Origin of the sequence: Salinisphaera sp. T31B1, from assembly GCF_040361275.1 — a bacterium.
Taxonomy (GTDB): Bacteria; Pseudomonadota; Gammaproteobacteria; order Nevskiales; family Salinisphaeraceae; genus Salinisphaera.
The window spans coordinates 491,735-510,440 of the sequence record NZ_APNH01000002.1 but is presented as its reverse complement, the minus strand read 5'-3'; the positions used below and the strand labels follow the sequence as shown (position 1 = coordinate 510,440).

Below are 18,706 nucleotides of genomic sequence, written 5' to 3'. Positions count from 1 at the left end.
GGCGAAAAGATCGTCTTCAACGGTTGCCCCGCGCGAACATTCAGCGTATCTTCTCGCCCTCGATAGGCGCGTAGCTCAGTTGGTTAGAGCGCTACCTTGACATGGTAGAGGTCGGTGGTTCGAATCCACTCGCGCCTACCACTAATTGTATTAGTGGCGACAAACGCCTCGGCTCGATCGGGCTTCCACGGCCCAAGCGACGCCTCGATCGGCAGGCGGTTTCAAGGCGATGTCATCGAAACCTATCGTTTTGTGTCGGCCACCTTTTTGCGAAAAGCCGCTGCGGTAGTCCACCGGGCGGCTTTTCTTTTATCCGTGCCGGGTGTGGCTGCAGGTCAGGCCGGGCGCGAAAACCACGCGGCCCCTGGTATCGGCCGCCACTGAAAAGGAATTCGCGATGCCTGCGATCACGCTTCCCGACGGAACCGTCAAATCCTTCGATCAGCCCGTGACCGGCATGCAGGTCGCCGAGTCGATCGGCGCCGGACTGGCCAAGGCCACGCTGGCCGCGCGTATAGACGGTCGCCTGGCCGACGCGTCGGTAATCATCGATGACGATGCCGAGGTGGCCCTGATCACCGCCCGCGACAGGGATGGCCTGGATATCATCCGCCACTCTTGCGCCCATCTGCTGGGACAGGCGCTCAAGACGATGTATCCAGATGTGAAGATGGCCATCGGGCCCGTCATCGACGACGGCTTCTATTACGACATTGCGCTCGACAAGACGCTGACGCCCGAAGATCTGGAGGCGATCGAGGCGCGAATGCACGAGCTTGCCAAGCGGGATCATGAAGTGGTCCGCGAGGTGGTGAGTCGGCAGCAGGCGCTGGAAGCTTTCGAAGCGCGCAACGAACCCTACAAGCAGGAGATCGTGCGCGAGATCCCCGACGGCGAGACGATCGCGCTGTACCACCACGAAGATTACGTGGACATGTGCAAGGGCCCTCATGTGCCCAATTCGCGGCACTTGCGCGCCTTCAAGCTGATGAGCCTGGCCGGAGCCTACTGGCGCGGCGATTCCGACAACGAGATGCTCACGCGCATCTACGGCACGGCATGGGCCAACGAAAAGGATCTGAAAGCGCACCTGGCCTTCCTGGAAGAGGCCAAGAAGCGCGACCACCGGTTGATCGCCCGCAAGCAGGATCTGTTTCATATCCAGGAAGAAGCCCCGGGCATGATCTTCTGGCACGACCGCGGCTGGCAGATCTATCTGCAGATCACCGACTATATCCGTGCACGCCTGGATCGCGAGGGCTACAAGGAAGTCCATACGCCCTCGCTGATCGATCTGTCGCTGTGGGAGAAATCCGGCCACGCCGAGAAATTTGCCGACGACATGTTCATTACCGGCTCTGAAGATCGCCAGTTCGCGGTCAAGCCGATGAACTGCCCAGCGCATGTCCAGATCTACAACCGCGGCCTGAAGAGCTATCGCGATCTGCCGTTGCGGCTGGCCGAGTTCGGTTCCTGCCACCGCAACGAAGCCTCGGGCACGCTCCATGGCCTGATGCGCGTACGCGGCTTCACCCAGGACGATGCGCATATCTTCTGTACCGAGGCGCAGATCGGTGAAGAGGTATCGAACTTCACCGATCTTCTGTATTCGGTGTATGCGGATTTCGGCTTCGACGACGTGCTTATCAAGCTGTCCACGCGGCCCGAGAAACGGGTTGGCTCGGATGCGATCTGGGACAAGTCGGAGGCGGCGCTGCAACAGTGCCTCGAAGACAAAGGGCTGGACTTCGAGCTACAGCCGGGGGAAGGCGCGTTCTATGGACCGAAAATCGAGTTCTCGCTCCGGGACTGTCTGAACCGTGTCTGGCAGTTGGGCACGGTCCAGCTCGACTTTTCCATGCCGGATCGGCTGGGCGCCGAGTATATCGACGAGCAGGGCGATCGGCAGGTCCCGGTCATGCTGCATCGTGCGATTCTGGGGTCGCTCGAGCGCTTCATCGGCATCCTCATCGAGCATCACGCAGGCTCCATGCCCCTGTGGCTGGCCCCGGTACAGGCCTTGCTGCTCAATATCACGGACGCGCAGTCCGACTACGTCATCGATGTTCAGACACGTCTGCGTGATGCCGGTCTGCGAGTGGCGACTGACCTGCGTAACGAAAAAGTCGGCTACAAGATCCGAGAGCACACGATGCAGCGGGTGCCGTACCTGCTGGTCGTGGGCGACCGCGAGGTCGAGGCGGGCGCGATCGCCGTGAGAACGCGCGAGGGTGAAGACCTCGGCACGCTGTCGATCGATGACTTCATCGCCCAGGCGCGCCAGCGCGTACAGGAAAGAAAATAAATGCGGCAGGCTTTAATCGGCGGTCGCATCTGCTATACTCGCGCGCTTCGTGCCGATGATGCTTATCTGATCGGTCGGTACGGGACGCCGAAAATGCAAGGAGGACGCTGAAATCGCTTCTGGACAAAAGGATCGCCGCAACGACGCGATAACCGCGCGCGAAGTTCGCGTGATTGCCCCGGACGGGGAGCAGGTCGGCATCATGCGGATCGAGGATGCGCTGGCCAAGGCAGCCGAGTACGAACTCGATCTGGTCGAAGTGTCGCCCAACGCCGAGCCGCCCGTGACCCGTATCATGGATTACGGTAAACACATCTTCGAGAAGAAGAAGACTCAGCAGGCCGGCAAGTCGAAGCAGAAGCAGACGCAGCTTAAAGAGGTGAAGTTTCGGCCGGGTACGGATACCGGCGACTACAACATCAAGCTGCGTAAGCTCAAGGAATTCCTCGAAGAAGGCGACAAGATCAAGATCACGTTGCGTTTTCGTGGGCGTGAAATGGCGCATCAGGAGCTCGGTATGGAGCTCATGGATCGTGTTCGCGGCGACCTCGAAGAGATGGCGGGCGTCGAGCAACACCCCGAGATGCAGGGCCGCCTGATGACGATGGTGATGTCACCGCTCAAGGGTGTGCCGAGGCACAGCAAGAAATAGCGAACCCGGTTTCCGGACACGTTGGATTTAGAGAGAAGTTATGCCCAAGCTCAAGACGAATCGAGGCGCGGCCAAGCGTTTCAAGCGCACCGGAAGCGGCAAGCTCCGTCGTCGTCGCGCCTACGACAATCATATTCTGACCAAGAAGTCGCCCAAGCGTAAGCGCCGTCTTGCCACGGGCGCACTGGTGTCGGATGCCGATCAGCCGGCGATGGATCGGCTCGTTCCGTACATCTAGGCGGACACGCGACCGCGGTCGCGAATCTGTAAAGTGGACAGGGTGCTTGGCACCCTGTCTTGATTTCGATTTTCAACAGGAAGCGCGAAAATGGCACGAGTCAGTCGCGGCGTGACGGCTAAGGCCCGTCACAAGAAAGTTCTCAAGAAGGCAAAGGGTTACTACGGCGCACGCAGCCGTACCTACCGCGTAGCGCGCCAGGCCGTGTTCAAGGCGGGCCAGTACGCGTACCGGGATCGCCGCAACCGCAAGCGGGAGTTCCGCGCATTGTGGATTACCCGCATCAGCGCGGGCGCCAAGGAACTGGGCGTGTCCTATAGCGTGTTCATGAACGGCCTGAAAAAAGCCGGCATCGAGCTTGATCGCAAGATCCTGGCCGATCTGGCCGTGCGCGACAAGGCTACGTTTGCTGCCGTCGTCGAACAGGCGAAAGCCGCGCAGGCCTGATTCCTGCGGGTGCGCTGCACGCGCAGTGACAACCCGAGCAGCTTGAAAAGGGAAAGGCCTGTGCCTTTCCCTTTTGTTTGTCCGTCATAAACGTCGAGAGTTGCCACGCATGACCACCGAACTGGATAGCCTGCGCGCGCAGGCCCTGCGCGAGATAGCCGATGCGGATGCGCTCGACTCGCTGGAGGCACAGCGCGTGGCGCTGCTGGGGAAAAAGGGACGGGTCACGGCGCTGCTCAAGCAGCTCGGCAGTCTCGATGCGTCCGAGCGCAAGGCCGCCGGCGCGCGCATCAATCGTCTCAAGAGCGAAGTGGCCGATGCGTTGGTCGAGCGCCGGCAGACCCTCGAAGCCCAGGCGATGGCTGAAAAGCTGGCGGCCGAACGGGTGGATGTCACGCTGCCGGGTCGGGGCCACGCGTCCGGGGCGCCGCATCCGATCAGCCTCACGCGCGAGCGTATCGAGGCGCTGTTTCGGTATCGGGGCTTCGAGGTCGTCCATGGGCCCGAAATCGAGGATGACTACCACAACTTCGAAGCGCTGAATGTCCCGCCGGACCACCCGGCCCGGGCGATGCAGGACACGTTCTATATCGACGGTGCACGGCTGCTGCTGCGCACGCATACCTCGCCGGTCCAGATCCGAACCATGGAGGCACGTCAGCCGCCGATTCGGATCATTGCGCCCGGGCGTGTGTATCGCTGCGATTCGGATCGTACGCACAGCCCGATGTTTCATCAGGTCGAGGCCTTGTACGTGGCCGAACAGGTGAGCTTCGCCGAACTGCGCGCCGAGCTGCAGGCGTTTCTGGAGGCTTTCTTCGGTACCTCGCTCAAACTGCGCTTTCGCCCGTCGTATTTTCCGTTCACCGAGCCTTCCGCGGAGGTCGATATCGACGGCCGTAGTCTGGGTACCGGTTCGGGATGGATGGAGGTGCTGGGTTGCGGCATGGTTCATCCGCGTGTGCTCGAGGCGGCCGGAATCGACGGCGAGCGTTACACGGGTTATGCGATCGGGATGGGCGTTGAACGCCTGGCCATGCTGCGCTACGGCGTGACCGATCTGCGCCAGTTCTACGACAACGATCTGCGCTTTCTCGCGCAGTTCGCTTGACCGTTTCGAGGGTTTCGTTATGAAAATGAGCGAGCGCTGGCTCCGCAGCTGGGTCGACACGCCCGACGATATCGATACGCTGGCCGATCGTCTGACCATGGCTGGACTGGAGGTCGACGACATCACGCCTGCAGGGCCTTCGCTTGACGGAATCGTGGTAGGGCGAGTCGTCACGTGCGAGCCGCATCCGGATGCCGACAAGCTCAGGGTCTGCGAGGTCGACGTCGGCGCCGAACGGCTGAATATCGTTTGCGGAGCGCCGAACGTCGGGCCCGGTATCCACGCGCCGGTCGCCACGGTCGGTGCCGTCATGCCCGGCGGAATGAAGATAAAGGCCGCCAAACTGCGCGGTGTCGCGTCGCGCGGCATGCTTTGCAGTGCCTCCGAGCTGGGCATGGCAAGCGATGCCGACGGTTTGTGGCTGTTACCGGTCGATGCGCCGGTCGGCCAACCCCTGGCGGATTATCTGGGCCTGCCCGATCAGGTGCTCGAGGTCGATCTTACCCCTAACCGCGGTGACTGCCTGAGTGTTCGAGGGCTGGCACGCGAGGTAGCCGTCACCAGTGGTCAGGTGCTGGCGGAGCCGGCAACCGACCTGCCCGAGGTCACCGGCTCGACTCTTCGGCCCGTTCAGATTGCCGCGCCCGCTGATTGTGTCGGATACGCCGCCCAATGTGTGACCGGCATCGACCCTGGAGCGTGTACCCCCATGTGGATGCGCGAGCGGCTGAGACGCGCGGGCATACGCACGATCAATCTGCCGGTGGATATCGGCAATTACGTCATGCTGGAACTCGGCCAGCCGATGCACGCCTTCGATGGAGACCGCCTGACGGGCGACATTCAGGTGCGACGGGCCCGGTCGAACGAAAAAATCACCACGCTCGATGGGGAGGAGGTGGTGCTGGACGTCGACACGCTCGTGATCGCCGACGACGAAGGCGCTGTGGCGATTGCCGGCATGATCGGCGGACAGCGCACGGCCGTCGACGAACAGACCGTCAACGTGGTATTCGAGGCGGCCTGTTTCACACCGACCGTGGTCGCCGGACGCGGGCGGAAGTACAAGATACAAACCGATTCATTGCATCGCTTCGAGCGCGGCGTGGATCCGTCGCTGCATCCGCGCGCTCTAGCGCGTGCCACGGCTCTGCTCATCGACCTCGCCGGCGGATCCGTGGGGCCGGTGTCCGTCGAGCAAGGCCAGCCCATGTGGCCGGCTACCCGACGGATCGATCTGGACGAAACCCATATCACGCGCCTGTTGGGGCAGCCCATCGACGCGGCGTGGGTTGGATCGGCCCTGGAATGGCTGGGAATGGACGTGGAATTCGTGACGGCCGGACGCTGGACCGTGGTGCCACCGAGCTGGCGATTCGATATCAACATCGAGGCGGACCTGATCGAGGAGGTCGCACGCGTCTATGGCTACGATCAGCTGGCCGCGGAAGACGCACGAGTGCGGCTGCCGGCCGTCAGCGCGGCCGCGGCCGGGGCCGAGCCCGAACGAGTGGCGTGCGTACTGCGGGAGCGCGGTTACAGCGAAGCGATCACATACAGTTTCGTGGAGCCTGGTTTGCACGCCATGCTGACGGACGACGCCACGGCAGTAACGCTCGACAACCCGATCTCCGATCTATACGTACAGATGCGGCGAACGCTGTGGGCTAGCCTGTTGCCGAGCTGGCACTACAACGTTCGACGCCAGCAGGCGCGCGTACGCCTGTACGAGCGCGGCCTCCGCTTTTTACCTGATGAAAACGCCGAGGCGGGTGTCCTGCAAAGCGATACACTGGCTGGCGTCGTAGGCGGACTGGCCGAAGATCCTCACTGGGATCGAACGACCCGGCCCGTTGATTTCTTCGACGTCAAGGGCGATGTGGAAGCCCTGTTTGCGGGTTCGGCGGATAGGCCGCGCTTCGTGGCAGCCACACACCCGGCACTGCACCCGGGGCGTACGGCGCGTATCGAACAGAATGGCATTGCCGTGGGCTGGCTCGGGCAACTTGCGCCAGTTTTCAGAAAGCGATTCAAAAACATTGAATTGCCCTATGTATTTGAACTAGATTATGATGCCGTCGCGCGATCGACGACACCAAGGTTCGAGCCGGTGTCCGAGCAGCCGCTGGTCCGGCGTGATCTGGCGTTGGTCGTCGACGAATCGGTTCCTGTCGGCCGCCTCGTCGAGGCCGTCGAATCGCTGGAGCTTGTCGAACTGCAGCAAGTACAAGTCTTTGATCTGTTTCGCGGGCAAGGCCTTGAGACTGGATTCAAGAGCGTCGCTTTAAGCTTGATTTTCCAAGATAAAGCGAGCACGCTTACCGACGAAGGCGTTGAAACAATAATAACGCGCGTGGTCTCGGTGCTCGAGCAACGGTGCGGCGCGCGAATCAGGGGTGAATAGCTGTGGCACTCACGAAGGCGGATCTGACCGAGAATCTGTTCGAGCAGTTGGGCTTCAACAAGCGCGAGTCCAAGGAATTCGTGGATTGCTTCTTCGAGGAAGTGAGGTCCACGCTGGAAGCCGGTGAATACGTTAAGCTTTCCGGTTTCGGGAACTTCGAGCTCCGCGATAAGAATCAACGGCCCGGTCGAAACCCGAAGACCGGCGAGGAAATTCCCATTTCGGCCCGGCGCGTGGTCAGTTTCAAGCCCGGGCAGAAGATGCGGGCACGCGTCGAGTCGAGCATTGACGCAAGCAGCTGACGAATTACTGCCGCCGATTCCCGACAAGCGCTATTTCACGATCGGTGAAGTCAGCGAACTGTGCCGGGTAAAGCCGCACGTGCTCCGTTACTGGGAGCAGGAGTTCACTCAGCTAAAGCCAGTCAAGCGTCGCGGCAACCGGCGGTATTACCAGCAACACGACGTACTCATTGCGCGTGATATCCGCATGTTGCTTTACGAGCAGGGTTTCACCATCCAAGGTGCCCGCCTGCAGCTGCGCGACAAGGGGCGCGCACTGGCTGCCCTGCCGGCGGCGAGCGCGGGCGATTCGCTCGCCGCGATTCGTGAGGAACTCGAAACCATCATGAAAGGTCTCGAATAAGCGCCACGGGGTATACGACGCGCATGGAAGTTCTGTTACCATACGCGCTCTCAAGTCGGGGTATGGCGCAGCTTGGTAGCGCGTCTGCATGGGGTGCAGAAGGTCGTAGGTTCAAATCCTGCTACCCCGACCATTTCGTTTCATCGGCAAGCGCTGTTTCTGAGCGATCCCACGCCGATGAACCGGGCCGACTTGACGGCCTTGGTAATGAATCCCGGACGACAATAGCCTGCGGCCCTGGTTCCGACCCGGCGCGAGCAAGCCGCTATTGCCTGCCGCCCGGCACCCCGACATGAGCGTTATTGGGCGATTCGCACCCTCGCCGAGCGGGCCGTTGCACCTGGGTTCCTTATTGGCCGCGGTTGCCAGTTTTGTGCACGCGCGTGCCCAGGGTGGTCAATGGCTGGTACGGATCGACGATCTGGACACGCCGCGCGTCGTTCCGAATGCCGATCGGCACATCCTGAATACGCTCTCGGCTTTCGGCCTGCGATGGGATGGCCAGGTCATGCATCAGGCGGATCGGCGTGAAGCCTATCGGGCGGCGATCGAGCGGCTGCGCTCGCAGGGCGATGCGTTCGAGTGCGGGTGCACGCGACGCGAGGCAAGGGCCGGTCGCGTCGGGATCGAAGGGCCGGTCTACCCGGGTACCTGCCGTCGGGGGCTGCCGGCGGGTCGTCGCGCGCGTTCGGTCCGGTTGAAGGTATCCAACCGCCCAACCGTGCTGCACGATGCGGTACAGGGTCATTACGAACAGATATTAGCCGACGACATCGGTGATTTCGTGATTCGCCGTGCCGACGGTATCACTGCCTACCAGCTGGCGACCGTGGTCGACGACGCGTTTCAACAGATTACTGAGGTGGTACGCGGCGCAGATCTGTTGTCGTCCACGCCTCGTCAGATCTGGCTGCAGGAGCGGCTCGGGTACCCGAGACCGAACTACGCCCACGTGCCAGTGCTGGTGGATACCGCCGGACAGAAGCTGGGTAAGAGTCAGGGCGCGCTCGCACTCAGGTCGGAACGGCGCAGCGCGCAGCTCTGGGTCTGTCTGTCGATGTTGGGCCAGGAACCGCCCGACCGTCTCTGTGACGCGAGCCAGGAGTCGGTGTTGGGTTGGGCGGTCGACGCCTGGTCAGTCGGTGACGTGCCCAGCCGGGTCGAGCTTGCAGCGCACGCCTACCAGCGCTCCTGGTCCCATCGCTCTGGGTTGGCCCAATAACGCTTGTTGAGCCAATCCGGCGTGGTTTTATAGTCGTGGATATCGTAGCGATACAGACTCCAGCCAGCCGGTAGTGCCTGACTGCCCGCGACGCGACGAAAGCCCATGGCAATGAAGTCGCCGATCTGCCATGGGTCATAGGGGCCGGTTGCCGGCCTGTTCAACACGATCACTGCTGCGGCGCGTCGGTCGCGTAATTCGCCCAGAAGCCTACGGTATGCCTGCGTTGAGTACGCGGTGGGATCGCAGACAAGCAACGCGAGTTCTGAGCGCTCTGCTGCGTTGTCACGCCACGTGTCCGGCGTTTCAATGACGTATCGTGCGCCGTCCGGCAAGGCTGGCCTCAGGCGTGCCGGCCAAGAGTGGTCGCCCGCCGACGCAGCGCTTTGGTCATCAATCACGATCAGCGAGTTCGGACGGCGCCGGCGCAAGAGATCGCAGAGGAAGTCGACGACCTCATCGGGTAAGCGCGGGTCGCAATCTTGAACATTGCAATTCATGAGTTCGGGGCAGGCGGGTACGCGACGTGGTCGTCTTGCATTCTATCCGCGCAGGGGAAGGAGTGCATGGCGTGTGCGGCAACTGGCGGCGCTACGGAAGGCACGGCTATGGCGCGCATAAAAAAGCCCGGCCTCCGAAGAGGCCGGGCCCGACTAGACGAACAGTCGTTGTCTTACTGACTCGTGACGTTCAGCTCGACGCGACGGTTCTGAGCACGACCAGCGGCCGTCTCGTTGGTCGCAACCGGGTTGGACTCGCCATGACCCTGCGTACCGGTGATACGGCTGCTCGAGATGCCATGCTGCATCAGGTAGGAGCGAACCGAATCCACACGACGCTGGGACAGACCCTGGTTGTACTGCTCGGTGCCGATGCTGTCGGTGTAACCGTCGATACGGAAGGTGATCTCGTCGCTGGCCTGCAGCGCGTCAACCACGTTGTCCAGACGATTCTCGGCCTGCGAGGTCAGCTTGGCGGAATCGAACTCGAAGGTCACGCCCTTCAGAACGATCGGAGCCTGCTTCTCGATCGGGCAGCCGCGAGCGTCGACTTCCGTGCCGCGCGGGGTGCCGGGGCACTGATCGTTGGCATCGATGACGCCGTCGCCATCGCTATCCATCGGCTGGGCCGGGGCCGGAGCCGGGGCCGGAGCCGGAGCACTCGGCGGCGCACCCAGCGGGATCTGCAGACCGAGAGACAGGATATGGTCGTCATACCGGTTGTCTTCGAAACCGGCGCCGTAAATGTCGGCACTGTCGACCGTGGTGTAACGATAGCGGTACTCAGCACGCACGGCCAAGCCGTAGTCGTTGATCTGGTACATGTAACCCAGACCCGCGTCCAGGAAGTCCGTATCAGCATCGTCGCCGACGCGAACGCCGTTCACGGAGCCGAAGCCCGGATCGGTCTTGCCCCAAGCGGCACCCAGGATGCCGTAGACCGGCAGGGTGTCGCGAGCCGGGAAGAACAACGCGTCCAGACCGAAGCCGTACAGGTCAGCATCGTCGGCGTCGACGCCGTTGAGCTTCTGATCCGGGTTGAAGTAGAAGCCGAACAGCTCGAGGTTCAACCAGCTGGTGATCGGCTTACCGATGGCCAGCGTACCGCCGATGCTGTCGTCGTTATCGGTGTTGATACGCGGCAGATTGCCGTTGCCACCGGAGGCGTCGTTATCGAAAAAGCCGTAGCTGACCATCGGCGCTACGTAGAAACGCTTGTCCTGCGGCGTGTTGTCCTGGGCGATGGCGCCGGCCGAGAAGGCCAGACCCAACGCGCCCGCAACACATGCGGTGAGCGGTTGTTTGAATTGCATAGTTCAAAACTCCCTTGAACGGGTTTAGGTTTGTTGTGCGGTCCCATTCACCGAACTGGCGAACAAGTGTTCCCAAACCGGTGACGTGCCACGAGATTATGCGGTGTTTTGCAGGATTTAGCAATTGTCGAGCACGGTTGTGCTAAAAAAAATTACCTGCAATCATCCGCGCCCGCCGACTGATTATAAAGGCTTTGCGCTCGATGGAAACCAACACCGTAAAATCCCGCATGCAAACGCTTCGTGAGCGCCTGGGCGACCTACGGGGGTATCTTTGACTACGCTGAAAAAAAGGACCGCCTGACTGAACTGGACGCCGAACTCGCGCGCGGCGAGATTTGGGCGGAGTCGCCTGACAAGGCGCAGGCTTTCGGCCAGGAAAAGGCGCGGCTTGAAGACATCGTCAAGCCCATGGACCAGGCGCTCGCTACCCTCGACGACAGTGTCGAACTGGTGGAGATGGCCGAGGCCGAGGAAGACGATAGCGTGATTGCCGATATCGATCGCGAGCTGGACGGCGTCGAGATACATATTAAAGCGTTGGAGTTTCAGCGCATGTTCTCGGGCGAGGCCGATGCGAGCAATGCGTTTGTCGATATCCAGGCCGGTTCCGGCGGCACCGAGGCGCAGGATTGGGCCGAGATGTTGCTGCGGATGTATCTGCGCTGGTGCGAGCGGCGCGGTTTCGCGACCGAGATCACCGAGTATTCGGCCGGTGAGGTGGCAGGCATCAAGAGCGCGACGTTCGCGGTGACCGGCAACTACGCCTATGGCTGGTTGCGCACGGAAACGGGCGTGCACCGGCTGGTGCGCAAGTCGCCCTTCGACTCGGGCGCGCGACGGCATACGTCGTTTGCCGCGGTTTTCGTCGCGCCGGAGATCGACGACAAGATCGAAATCGAGATCGACCCGTCCGATCTGCGGGTGGATGTCTATCGTGCCAGCGGCGCGGGCGGCCAGCATGTCAACCGCACCGAATCGGCGGTGCGCATCACGCACGAGCCGACCGGCATCGTCGTGCAGTGCCAGAATGACCGATCGCAGCACAAGAATCGCGCCACGGCGATGAAGCAGCTCCAATCCAAGTTGTACGAGCGCGAGCTCGCCGAGCGCCGAGAGGCCGCTGAAGTGACCGAGGCGGGCAAATCCGACATCGGCTGGGGTAGCCAGATTCGCTCGTACGTGCTCGATCAATCGCGGATCAAGGATCTGCGTACCGGCGTGGAGGTTGGAAATACGCAAGGCGTACTCGACGGCGATCTGGACGAGTTCGTCGAGGAAAGCCTGAAACAGGGTCTATAACGAGAGTGGTAACACGATGACCGATGCGAGTAAGGGCGATGGCGAGACACACCGTCTGGTCGCTCAGCGCAAGGAAAAGCTGGCCGATTGGCGAACCGCTGGCGGCGCGTTCCCGAACGATTTCCGCCCGGATGCGGCGGCCGGCGCGTTGCAGGCCGAGCATGCCGACGACGAGGCAGACGCGCTCGATGCGCAGGCGAAGACGGTATCGGTGGCCGGGCGGCTGCTTGCCAAGCGCGTGATGGGCAAGCTCAGTTTCGCGACACTGCAGGATGCCAGCGGACGAATCCAGCTGTTCATGCAGCGTGATCTGCTCGGAGAAGACGCCTACAAGACCTTCAAGCAGCTGGATATCGGCGATATTGTCGGAGTGACGGGAAAGCTGTCGCGAACCAACAAGGGCGAGCTATCGGTCCGTGCCGAGACCTATCGTCTACTGACCAAGTCGCTTCGTCCGCTGCCGGAAAAATGGCACGGGCTGTCGGATACCGAGGCGCGTTATCGCCAACGGTATGTCGATCTGATCATGCACCCCGATTCGCGGGCTGTGTTCAAAGCGCGTAGCGCCATCGTGCGAGGCGTGCGCGACTTCTTCGAGGCGCGCGATTTTCTCGAAGTCGAGACGCCGATGTTGCAGGCCATACCGGGCGGGGCCGCGGCGCGGCCGTTCGTGACTCATTACAACGCGCTCGACCACGATTTTTATCTCCGGGTGGCCCCGGAGCTTTATCTCAAGCGGCTGGTCGTGGGCGGGCTGGAGCGCGTGTTCGAGCTCAATCGAAATTTCCGGAACGAAGGGGTGTCGACGCGGCACAACCCGGAATTCACCATGCTCGAGTTTTATCAGGCCTACGCCGACCACCATGACCTGATGGACGCCATCGAAGCCCTGTTACGCGAATTGTCAGTGCGCATGGACGAGCATCATGTCGAGGCTTGCAACGACGAAGCCATCCGGTTCAATGCGCCATTCGAGCGGTTGAGCATGCGCGATGCGGTGCTAAAGTATAACGATAATATTGATCCGCAAGACATTGATGATGAACAACGTCTGCGAGAAAAAGCAGAGCAGGCCGGGGTGCGTGGGCAGCCCGGCTGGGGGCCGGGGAAATGGCTCACGGAACTGTTCGAAGAAACGGTCGAGACCCGTCTGATCGCCCCGACATTCGTGGTCGATTATCCCGCCGAGGTCTCGCCCCTGGCGCGGCGTCGGGATGACGACCCGTCGGTGACCGAGCGTTTCGAACTGTTCGTCGCCGGTCGCGAGATCGCCAACGGTTTCTCCGAGCTCAACGATGCCGAGGATCAGGCCGAGCGGTTTCGTGCTCAGGCCGATGCCAAGGCGGCGGGCGACGATGAAGCCATGTACTACGACGCCGACTACGTGACGGCGCTCGAATACGGTCTGCCGCCGACTGCGGGCGCGGGGATCGGGATCGATCGACTGGTCATGCTCCTGACCGGGCGCGGGGCGATCCGCGACGTGCTGCTGTTCCCGCAGCTCCGTCCACAGGCCTGACCGGCCGACGGGCCGTGTTCAGTCGGGTGTCGGATAGGGCAGATCGCCCAAGGTGAGTGCGGTTTGCGGGCAGGTCAGCGTGTCGGCGCCGATCGCGGCGGCCTTTAGGACCGCCAGAAGTCGTCCGTGGTTCGGCGATCCGTCGCGTGCCGCTGCGATCACGGTGCCGACCTCGTTGTCCTCCGAGTCGGTAATGCGCTCGCCCGGTATCGGCCGCTCTCCCTGCCAGTGCAGGCGAAAGGTGCGACGGGTGAGGGTGCCGCGATAATGCAGCCGCGCGATGATCTCCTGACCGGGATAACAGCCCTTGTCGAAATCGATCGCCATCAGCCAGTGCAGATTGAGCATCTGTGGCACGAACAGCCCGCGCGTGGCCGGCAGCACGACGGGCAGGCCGGCATCGATATCGGCGATCAGCCAACGCTCGTCGTCGGTGGCCATCGCGTCATTCGATGCGGGCATGACGCTATTGTCGCCGATGACCAGTGCCCGCGCCGCGCCATCGCGCGAAGCGGGCAATCCGAGTACCCGCATGCCGGCTCGCGCTTCGGTATGTCCGGGGGCCGGCAGCGTCGCCCCGGTCAGGCCATACACGGCGCGCTCGCCGGTCATATCCGACAGCGCGACCTTCGCCCGCAGTACGTACATCTGCAAACGCTTGATCATGGGCTCGATCAGTGCCTGCGGCAGGATGAGAAGATAGCCGTCGGTTTCGGTCTCGACCACGCGCGCAATCATCTCGGTGCGCCCTTTGGCATCGCACCATGCCGCCAGGAAATGGCGATCCGGTCCCAGTCGTGCTACGTCGTTGGTCAGCTGCGCGCGCAAAAACGAAGCGGCATCCGGGCCTTGCACGCAAATGATGCCCAGTGCGGTACCGGTCTGGCGGGTGGCGGAGTTCATGATGCATCCAAAAAAGCTTGAAGCCGTATTCTATCGCGACCGTAAAGCCTTTCCTGGCCAAGGTTCGGCGGCGCTGGTTAAGCCGCTATTCATCTTGCCAGCAGCCATTCGCAGGTTTAGAGTACCGCTATGTCAGATGAACGATCGTCGCCCGTAGACCACGGCGAGACACCCAAGGGTGCTCCGCCGGCCGAGCCGGGCGAATCCGCACGTTCCGACACCCCCGTTTCCCCGGCCGTAGACACGTCCGACCTGCCGCGTGAGTACGGAGGCCGCAAAGGCCCCGAGCCCGTGCGCTACGGCGACTGGGAGAAGAACGGTCGGTGTATCGACTTCTGACCCGATTCCGCCTCCGTTCTTTCACCGTCATCTGGGGATCGCCATGAGTCAACAACAGGCCAACCGACCGCTATCGCCGCATCTGCAGATCTACCGTTGGCAGATCTCGATGCTGACCTCGATCGCACACCGCGCGTCCGGCATCGTGCTGTCGCTCGGCAGCATCTTTCTCGCCTTCTGGCTTATCGGGGCGGCCAGTGGCCCCGACGCGTTCGCCGGCATCAACGGCTTCGCCGCGTCGTGGTTCGGCCAGCTGCTCATGTTCTGCTGGTCCTTCGCGCTGTTCTACCACCTGTGCAACGGCGTGCGCCATCTGGTGTGGGACGTTGGCGTGGGTCTGGATCTGGAAACCGCGCGCATGACCGGCTATGTCGCCATCGGCGTTGCTGCGGCCCTGACCATCTTTGTCTGGATCTGGGCGCTCATCGCCGCCTGATCGCGCGTGTTTTTGTTTCCGGGAGATTTGCTATGAGCAGTATTCGTTCATCGCTCGCGCAGGCGCGCGGGCTGGGCAGCGCCAAGACGGGCGTGGGCCACTGGTGGGCTCAGCGCGTGAGCGCGGTGGCACTTGTGCCGCTGACCCTCTGGTTCGTGGCCTGTCTGGCCTCGCAGCTGGGCGCTGACTATTCCAGCGTGACCAACTGGCTGTCGTCGCCGCTACAGGCGTCGCTGCTGGCGATCTACTTGGCGGCCATCTTCTATCACTCCCAGCTCGGTCTGCAGGTGATCATCGAGGACTATGTCCACGTCGAATCGATCAAGATTGCGGCGCTAATCGCGCTGCAGCTGGCCAACATCCTGCTGGGTGTCGCCGCCATATTTTCCGTCATCATGATTCTGGTAGGAGCTGCCTGATGAGCGACAGTTACGACATCATCGACCATCAGCACGACGTGGTCGTGGTCGGCGCGGGCGGTTCGGGCCTGCGCGCGACGCGCGGCCTGGCCGACGCCGGGCTGTCCACGGCCTGTATCACCAAAGTGTTTCCCACCCGTAGTCATACGGTAGCCGCGCAGGGCGGTATTGCATCCGCGCTCGGCAACATGGGCGAGGACGACTGGCGCTGGCACGCCTACGACACGATCAAGGGCGGCGACTGGTTGGGCGATCAGGACGCCATCGAGTACCTGACCAAGGAAGCCATTCCGGCGATCATCGAACTCGAGCACGACGGCGTGCCGTTTTCGCGCACCGAAGACGGCCGGATCTATCAGCGTCCGTTCGGCGGCATGACCACCCATTTCGGTGAAGGCACGGCACAGCGTACCTGTGCAGCGGCCGATCGTACCGGTCATGCGCTGCTGCATACGCTGTATCAGCAGTCGCTCAAGGCCAAGGCCGAATTCTTCATCGAGTACTTCGCCATCGATCTGCTGATGACCGAAGACGGCGAATGCAAGGGCGTGCTGGCCTGGGATCTCCAGGGTGGTCAGCTGCATCGGTTCCGCGCCCATCAGGTCATTCTGGCCACGGGTGGTTACGGTCGTGCCTACTTCTCCTGCACGTCGGCCCACACCTGTACCGGCGACGGCATGGGCATGGCGCTGCGCGCGGGCCTGCCGCTGCAGGACCCGGAGTTCGTGCAGTTTCATCCCACCGGCATCTACGGTGCGGGCTGTCTCATCACCGAGGGCGCTCGCGGCGAGGGCGGTTATCTGACCAACTCCGAGGGCGAGCGTTTCATGGAGCGCTACGCTCCGAACGCGAAGGATCTGGCGTCGCGCGACGTGGTCAGTCGTGCCGAGACGGTCGAGATCAATGAAGGACGCGGCGTCGGCGAGAACAAGGACCACACGCTGCTCCACCTGGAGCATCTTGGTCCCGAGGTGTTGCACGAGCGTCTGCCGGGCATCACGGAAACCGCGCGGATCTTCTCGGGCGTGGACGCCACCAAGGAGCCGATTCCGGTGCTGCCGACGGTGCATTACAACATGGGCGGCGTGCCGACCAACGCTTTCGGCGAAGTAGTCACGTTGCGTGACGGTGACCCGGATTCGGTCGTGCCCGGACTCATGGCGGTCGGTGAGGCCGGTTGTGTATCGGTACATGGCGCCAATCGTCTGGGTTCCAACTCGCTGCTCGACCTCGTGGTCTTCGGTAGAGCCGCCGCGCACCGCTGTGAGGAGGTCGTCACCAAGGGCGCGACCCATCGTGCCGATACCAAGGCGTCCGAAGAGAAGGCGCTGGCCCGCTTCGACAAGCTGCGTCATGCCAAAGGAAGCACGCCGACTGCCGAACTGCGCGACAGCCTTCAGCGCTCCATGCAGAAATATGCCGCGGTCTTCCGTAACGAGGAAAATCTGGGCAAGGGCGTCAAGCAGATCAGCGCGGAAGTGGAGGCGTTCGCCGATGTCGGGGTCTCCGATCGGTCGATGACCTGGAACAGTGATCTGGTCGAGACGATGGAGCTCGAGAATCTGCTCGGGTGCGCAATCACGACCATGCACGCGGCCGCCAATCGCAAGGAAAGCCGTGGCGCCCACGCGCACGAGGAATACTCCGAACGCGATGACGAGAACTGGATGAAGCACACGCTCATCTGGCACGACGGCGGGCCGGACACCAAGATCGACTACCGCCCGGTGCACATGCAGCCGATGACGTCCGACATGGAACACGTACCGCCGAAGAAGCGCGTGTACTGAACGATCACCAGCGCCGTCGGCGATGGTCGCCGGCGGCACGTTTTTGGTAACGGAGGCCTGTCATGGCTCAATTTCGACTGCCCAAGAATTCGCGTATTGCCAAGGGCAAGCGTTTCGACGCGCCCAAGGATGCCAAGCGGACCAAGACATTCCGGGTCTACCGCTGGGAACCCGAAGCCGGCGAGAACCCCCGCGTGGACAGCTTCACGCTGGATCTCGATCGATGCGGACCGATGGTTCTGGACGCGCTGATCAAGATCAAGAACGAGGTCGACGCGACGCTCACGTTCCGTCGCTCCTGCCGCGAAGGTATCTGCGGTTCCTGTGCGTTCAACATCGACGGCAAGAACACGCTGGCCTGCACCACGCGCATCGAGGATATCGAAGGCGACGTACGAATCTATCCGCTTCCGCACATGCCGGTGGTCAAGGATCTCGTGCCTGACCTGACGCATTTCTATGCTCAGCTCGAGTCCATCGAGCCGTGGATCAAGACCGATACCCCCGCGCCGACCCGTGAGCGGCTGCAGACTCCGCAGGATCGAGCCAAGCTCGATGGGTTGTACGAGTGCATCCTGTGCGCGTGCTGCTCCACGTCCTGCCCGAGCTACTGGTGGAACCCCGAGCGCTATCTCGGGCCGGCTGTGCTGTTGCAGGCCTATCGCTGGATCGCGGATTCGCGTGACGAGGCGACCGGCGATCGGCTGGACGCTCTCGAAGACCCGTTCAAGCTGTACCGGTGCCACACCATCATGAACTGCACCAATACCTGCCCGAAGGGTTTGAACCCGGCCAAGGCCATTCAGGAAACCAAGAAGCTGTTGCTTGAACGGCGCAGCTGATACGGGCGCGGGACGGGTTCGCCGCACGTCGGGCGTGCCCGTGCCGCATGGGAGAGGCCGTCCATGAGCGAAAAATCGCGGATACGTTGGTTGTGTCGCCGAGGCATGAAGGAACTGGACGTGCTTCTGGAGCGTTTCGTCGGGGCCGAGTACGACGACCTCGACGAACGCGAGCGCGGCGAACTGCTGACGCTCGTCGGTATGGAAGACCCGGATCTTTACTACTTGATCATGGAGCGCAGTGAGCCCGACAATGCCGTGCAGGCAGAGCTGCTGGGCCGTATTCGTCAGTTCAAACGGCCGGCCGGCGCGGGCTGAC

The 18,706-nt window shown here is 62.2% G+C and carries 20 protein-coding genes and 2 tRNA genes; 19 read left to right on the top strand and 3 right to left on the bottom strand.

Translation table 11 applies throughout. The features are described 5' to 3' along the window. Window positions 1–64 precede the first annotated feature (64 nt). From T31B1_RS09255 to gluQRS, 11 genes are all read left to right on the top strand, one after another. Window positions 65–141 (top strand) — tRNA-Val (locus tag T31B1_RS09255). 256 nt (window positions 142–397) lie between these two features. Further along, the gene (gene thrS / locus T31B1_RS09250; protein ID WP_353249195.1) at window positions 398–2,305 is read left to right on the top strand and encodes a threonine--tRNA ligase; all 1,908 of its coding nucleotides are present in this window, start codon (window positions 398–400) and stop codon (window positions 2,303–2,305) included. A gap of 112 nt (window positions 2,306–2,417) precedes the next feature. Next, window positions 2,418–2,957 (top strand): translation initiation factor IF-3, encoded by a 540-nt coding sequence (gene infC, locus T31B1_RS09245; protein WP_353249607.1) that lies wholly within the window; start codon window positions 2,418–2,420, stop codon window positions 2,955–2,957. A gap of 40 nt (window positions 2,958–2,997) precedes the next feature. Continuing rightward, window positions 2,998–3,195, top strand: a complete 198-nt coding sequence (gene rpmI, locus T31B1_RS09240) for a 50S ribosomal protein L35 (RefSeq protein ID WP_353249194.1) — start codon at window positions 2,998–3,000, stop codon at window positions 3,193–3,195. A 90-nt stretch (window positions 3,196–3,285) separates the two neighbouring features. Further along, entirely contained in the window at window positions 3,286–3,642 is a 357-nt protein-coding gene (rplT, locus tag T31B1_RS09235) for a 50S ribosomal protein L20 (protein WP_353249193.1), read from the top strand. Window positions 3,643–3,751: 109 nt separating this feature from the next. Further along, the gene (gene pheS / locus T31B1_RS09230; RefSeq protein ID WP_353249192.1) at window positions 3,752–4,753 is read left to right on the top strand and encodes a phenylalanine--tRNA ligase subunit alpha; all 1,002 of its coding nucleotides are present in this window, start codon (window positions 3,752–3,754) and stop codon (window positions 4,751–4,753) included. 19 nt (window positions 4,754–4,772) lie between these two features. Further along, window positions 4,773–7,157: a phenylalanine--tRNA ligase subunit beta gene (gene pheT / locus T31B1_RS09225; RefSeq protein WP_353249191.1), complete on the top strand. Its 2,385-nt coding sequence runs from the start codon at window positions 4,773–4,775 to the stop codon at window positions 7,155–7,157. 2 nt (window positions 7,158–7,159) lie between these two features. Further along, window positions 7,160–7,459: an integration host factor subunit alpha gene (locus T31B1_RS09220; RefSeq protein WP_353249190.1), complete on the top strand. Its 300-nt coding sequence runs from the start codon at window positions 7,160–7,162 to the stop codon at window positions 7,457–7,459. Further along, window positions 7,443–7,802 carry a MerR family transcriptional regulator gene (locus T31B1_RS09215; protein ID WP_353249189.1) on the top strand — a complete coding sequence of 120 codons (360 nt, stop codon included), beginning with the start codon at window positions 7,443–7,445 and terminating at the stop codon, window positions 7,800–7,802. The genes T31B1_RS09220 and T31B1_RS09215 overlap by 17 nt, the downstream gene beginning before the upstream one ends. Window positions 7,803–7,858: 56 nt before the next feature. Further along, window positions 7,859–7,935 (top strand) — tRNA-Pro (locus T31B1_RS09210). 159 nt (window positions 7,936–8,094) lie between these two features. Further along, window positions 8,095–9,024 (top strand): tRNA glutamyl-Q(34) synthetase GluQRS, encoded by a 930-nt coding sequence (gene gluQRS, locus T31B1_RS09205; protein WP_353249188.1) that lies wholly within the window; start codon window positions 8,095–8,097, stop codon window positions 9,022–9,024. On the opposite strand, the gene T31B1_RS09200 is transcribed toward gluQRS, so the two are convergent. Both T31B1_RS09200 and T31B1_RS09195 read right to left on the bottom strand, forming a co-directional pair. Beyond that, entirely contained in the window at window positions 8,982–9,524 is a 543-nt protein-coding gene (locus T31B1_RS09200; RefSeq protein WP_353249187.1) for a DUF6231 family protein, read from the bottom strand. The genes gluQRS and T31B1_RS09200 overlap by 43 nt on opposite strands. A 173-nt stretch (window positions 9,525–9,697) precedes the next feature. Continuing rightward, window positions 9,698–10,837: an OmpA family protein gene (locus T31B1_RS09195; RefSeq protein WP_353249186.1), complete on the bottom strand. Its 1,140-nt coding sequence runs from the start codon at window positions 10,835–10,837 to the stop codon at window positions 9,698–9,700. A 203-nt stretch (window positions 10,838–11,040) separates the two neighbouring features. On the opposite strand from T31B1_RS09195, the gene prfB reads away from it, so the two are divergent. Together prfB and lysS are read left to right on the top strand one after the other, a co-directional pair. Further along, window positions 11,041–12,139 (top strand): peptide chain release factor 2 gene (prfB, locus tag T31B1_RS09190; RefSeq protein WP_353249185.1). Its coding sequence is split into 2 segments (ribosomal slippage): window positions 11,041–11,112 and window positions 11,114–12,139, totalling 1,098 coding nucleotides; the frame shifts between segments, so codons are not numbered across the junction. A gap of 16 nt (window positions 12,140–12,155) precedes the next feature. Further along, window positions 12,156–13,658 (top strand): lysine--tRNA ligase, encoded by a 1,503-nt coding sequence (lysS, locus tag T31B1_RS09185; protein WP_353249184.1) that lies wholly within the window; start codon window positions 12,156–12,158, stop codon window positions 13,656–13,658. Between the two features lie 18 nt (window positions 13,659–13,676). Here the strand turns inward: lysS and ygfZ are convergent, their stop codons facing one another. Beyond that, the gene (gene ygfZ / locus T31B1_RS09180; RefSeq protein WP_353249183.1) at window positions 13,677–14,561 is read right to left on the bottom strand and encodes a CAF17-like 4Fe-4S cluster assembly/insertion protein YgfZ; all 885 of its coding nucleotides are present in this window, start codon (window positions 14,559–14,561) and stop codon (window positions 13,677–13,679) included. Window positions 14,562–14,690: 129 nt separating this feature from the next. On the opposite strand from ygfZ, the gene T31B1_RS09175 reads away from it, so the two are divergent. From T31B1_RS09175 to T31B1_RS09150, 6 genes are all read left to right on the top strand, one after another. Next, a complete protein-coding gene (locus T31B1_RS09175) occupies window positions 14,691–14,900 on the top strand; it encodes a DUF1674 domain-containing protein (protein WP_353249182.1) in 210 nt (69 codons plus the stop codon). A 43-nt stretch (window positions 14,901–14,943) separates the two neighbouring features. Beyond that, window positions 14,944–15,336, top strand: coding sequence for a succinate dehydrogenase, cytochrome b556 subunit (gene sdhC / locus T31B1_RS09170; RefSeq protein WP_353249181.1), 393 nt, complete (start codon window positions 14,944–14,946; stop codon window positions 15,334–15,336). Between the two features lie 32 nt (window positions 15,337–15,368). Further along, the gene (sdhD, locus tag T31B1_RS09165) at window positions 15,369–15,755 is read left to right on the top strand and encodes a succinate dehydrogenase, hydrophobic membrane anchor protein (RefSeq protein WP_353249180.1); all 387 of its coding nucleotides are present in this window, start codon (window positions 15,369–15,371) and stop codon (window positions 15,753–15,755) included. Beyond that, window positions 15,755–17,545 carry a succinate dehydrogenase flavoprotein subunit gene (gene sdhA, locus T31B1_RS09160; protein ID WP_353249179.1) on the top strand — a complete coding sequence of 597 codons (1,791 nt, stop codon included), beginning with the start codon at window positions 15,755–15,757 and terminating at the stop codon, window positions 17,543–17,545. Before sdhD ends, sdhA begins: the two co-directional genes overlap by 1 nt. A 62-nt stretch (window positions 17,546–17,607) precedes the next feature. Further along, window positions 17,608–18,387: a succinate dehydrogenase iron-sulfur subunit gene (locus tag T31B1_RS09155; protein WP_353249178.1), complete on the top strand. Its 780-nt coding sequence runs from the start codon at window positions 17,608–17,610 to the stop codon at window positions 18,385–18,387. 63 nt (window positions 18,388–18,450) lie between these two features. Next, a complete protein-coding gene (locus tag T31B1_RS09150; protein ID WP_353249177.1) occupies window positions 18,451–18,705 on the top strand; it encodes an FAD assembly factor SdhE in 255 nt (84 codons plus the stop codon). Window position 18,706: the final 1 nt, after the last annotated feature.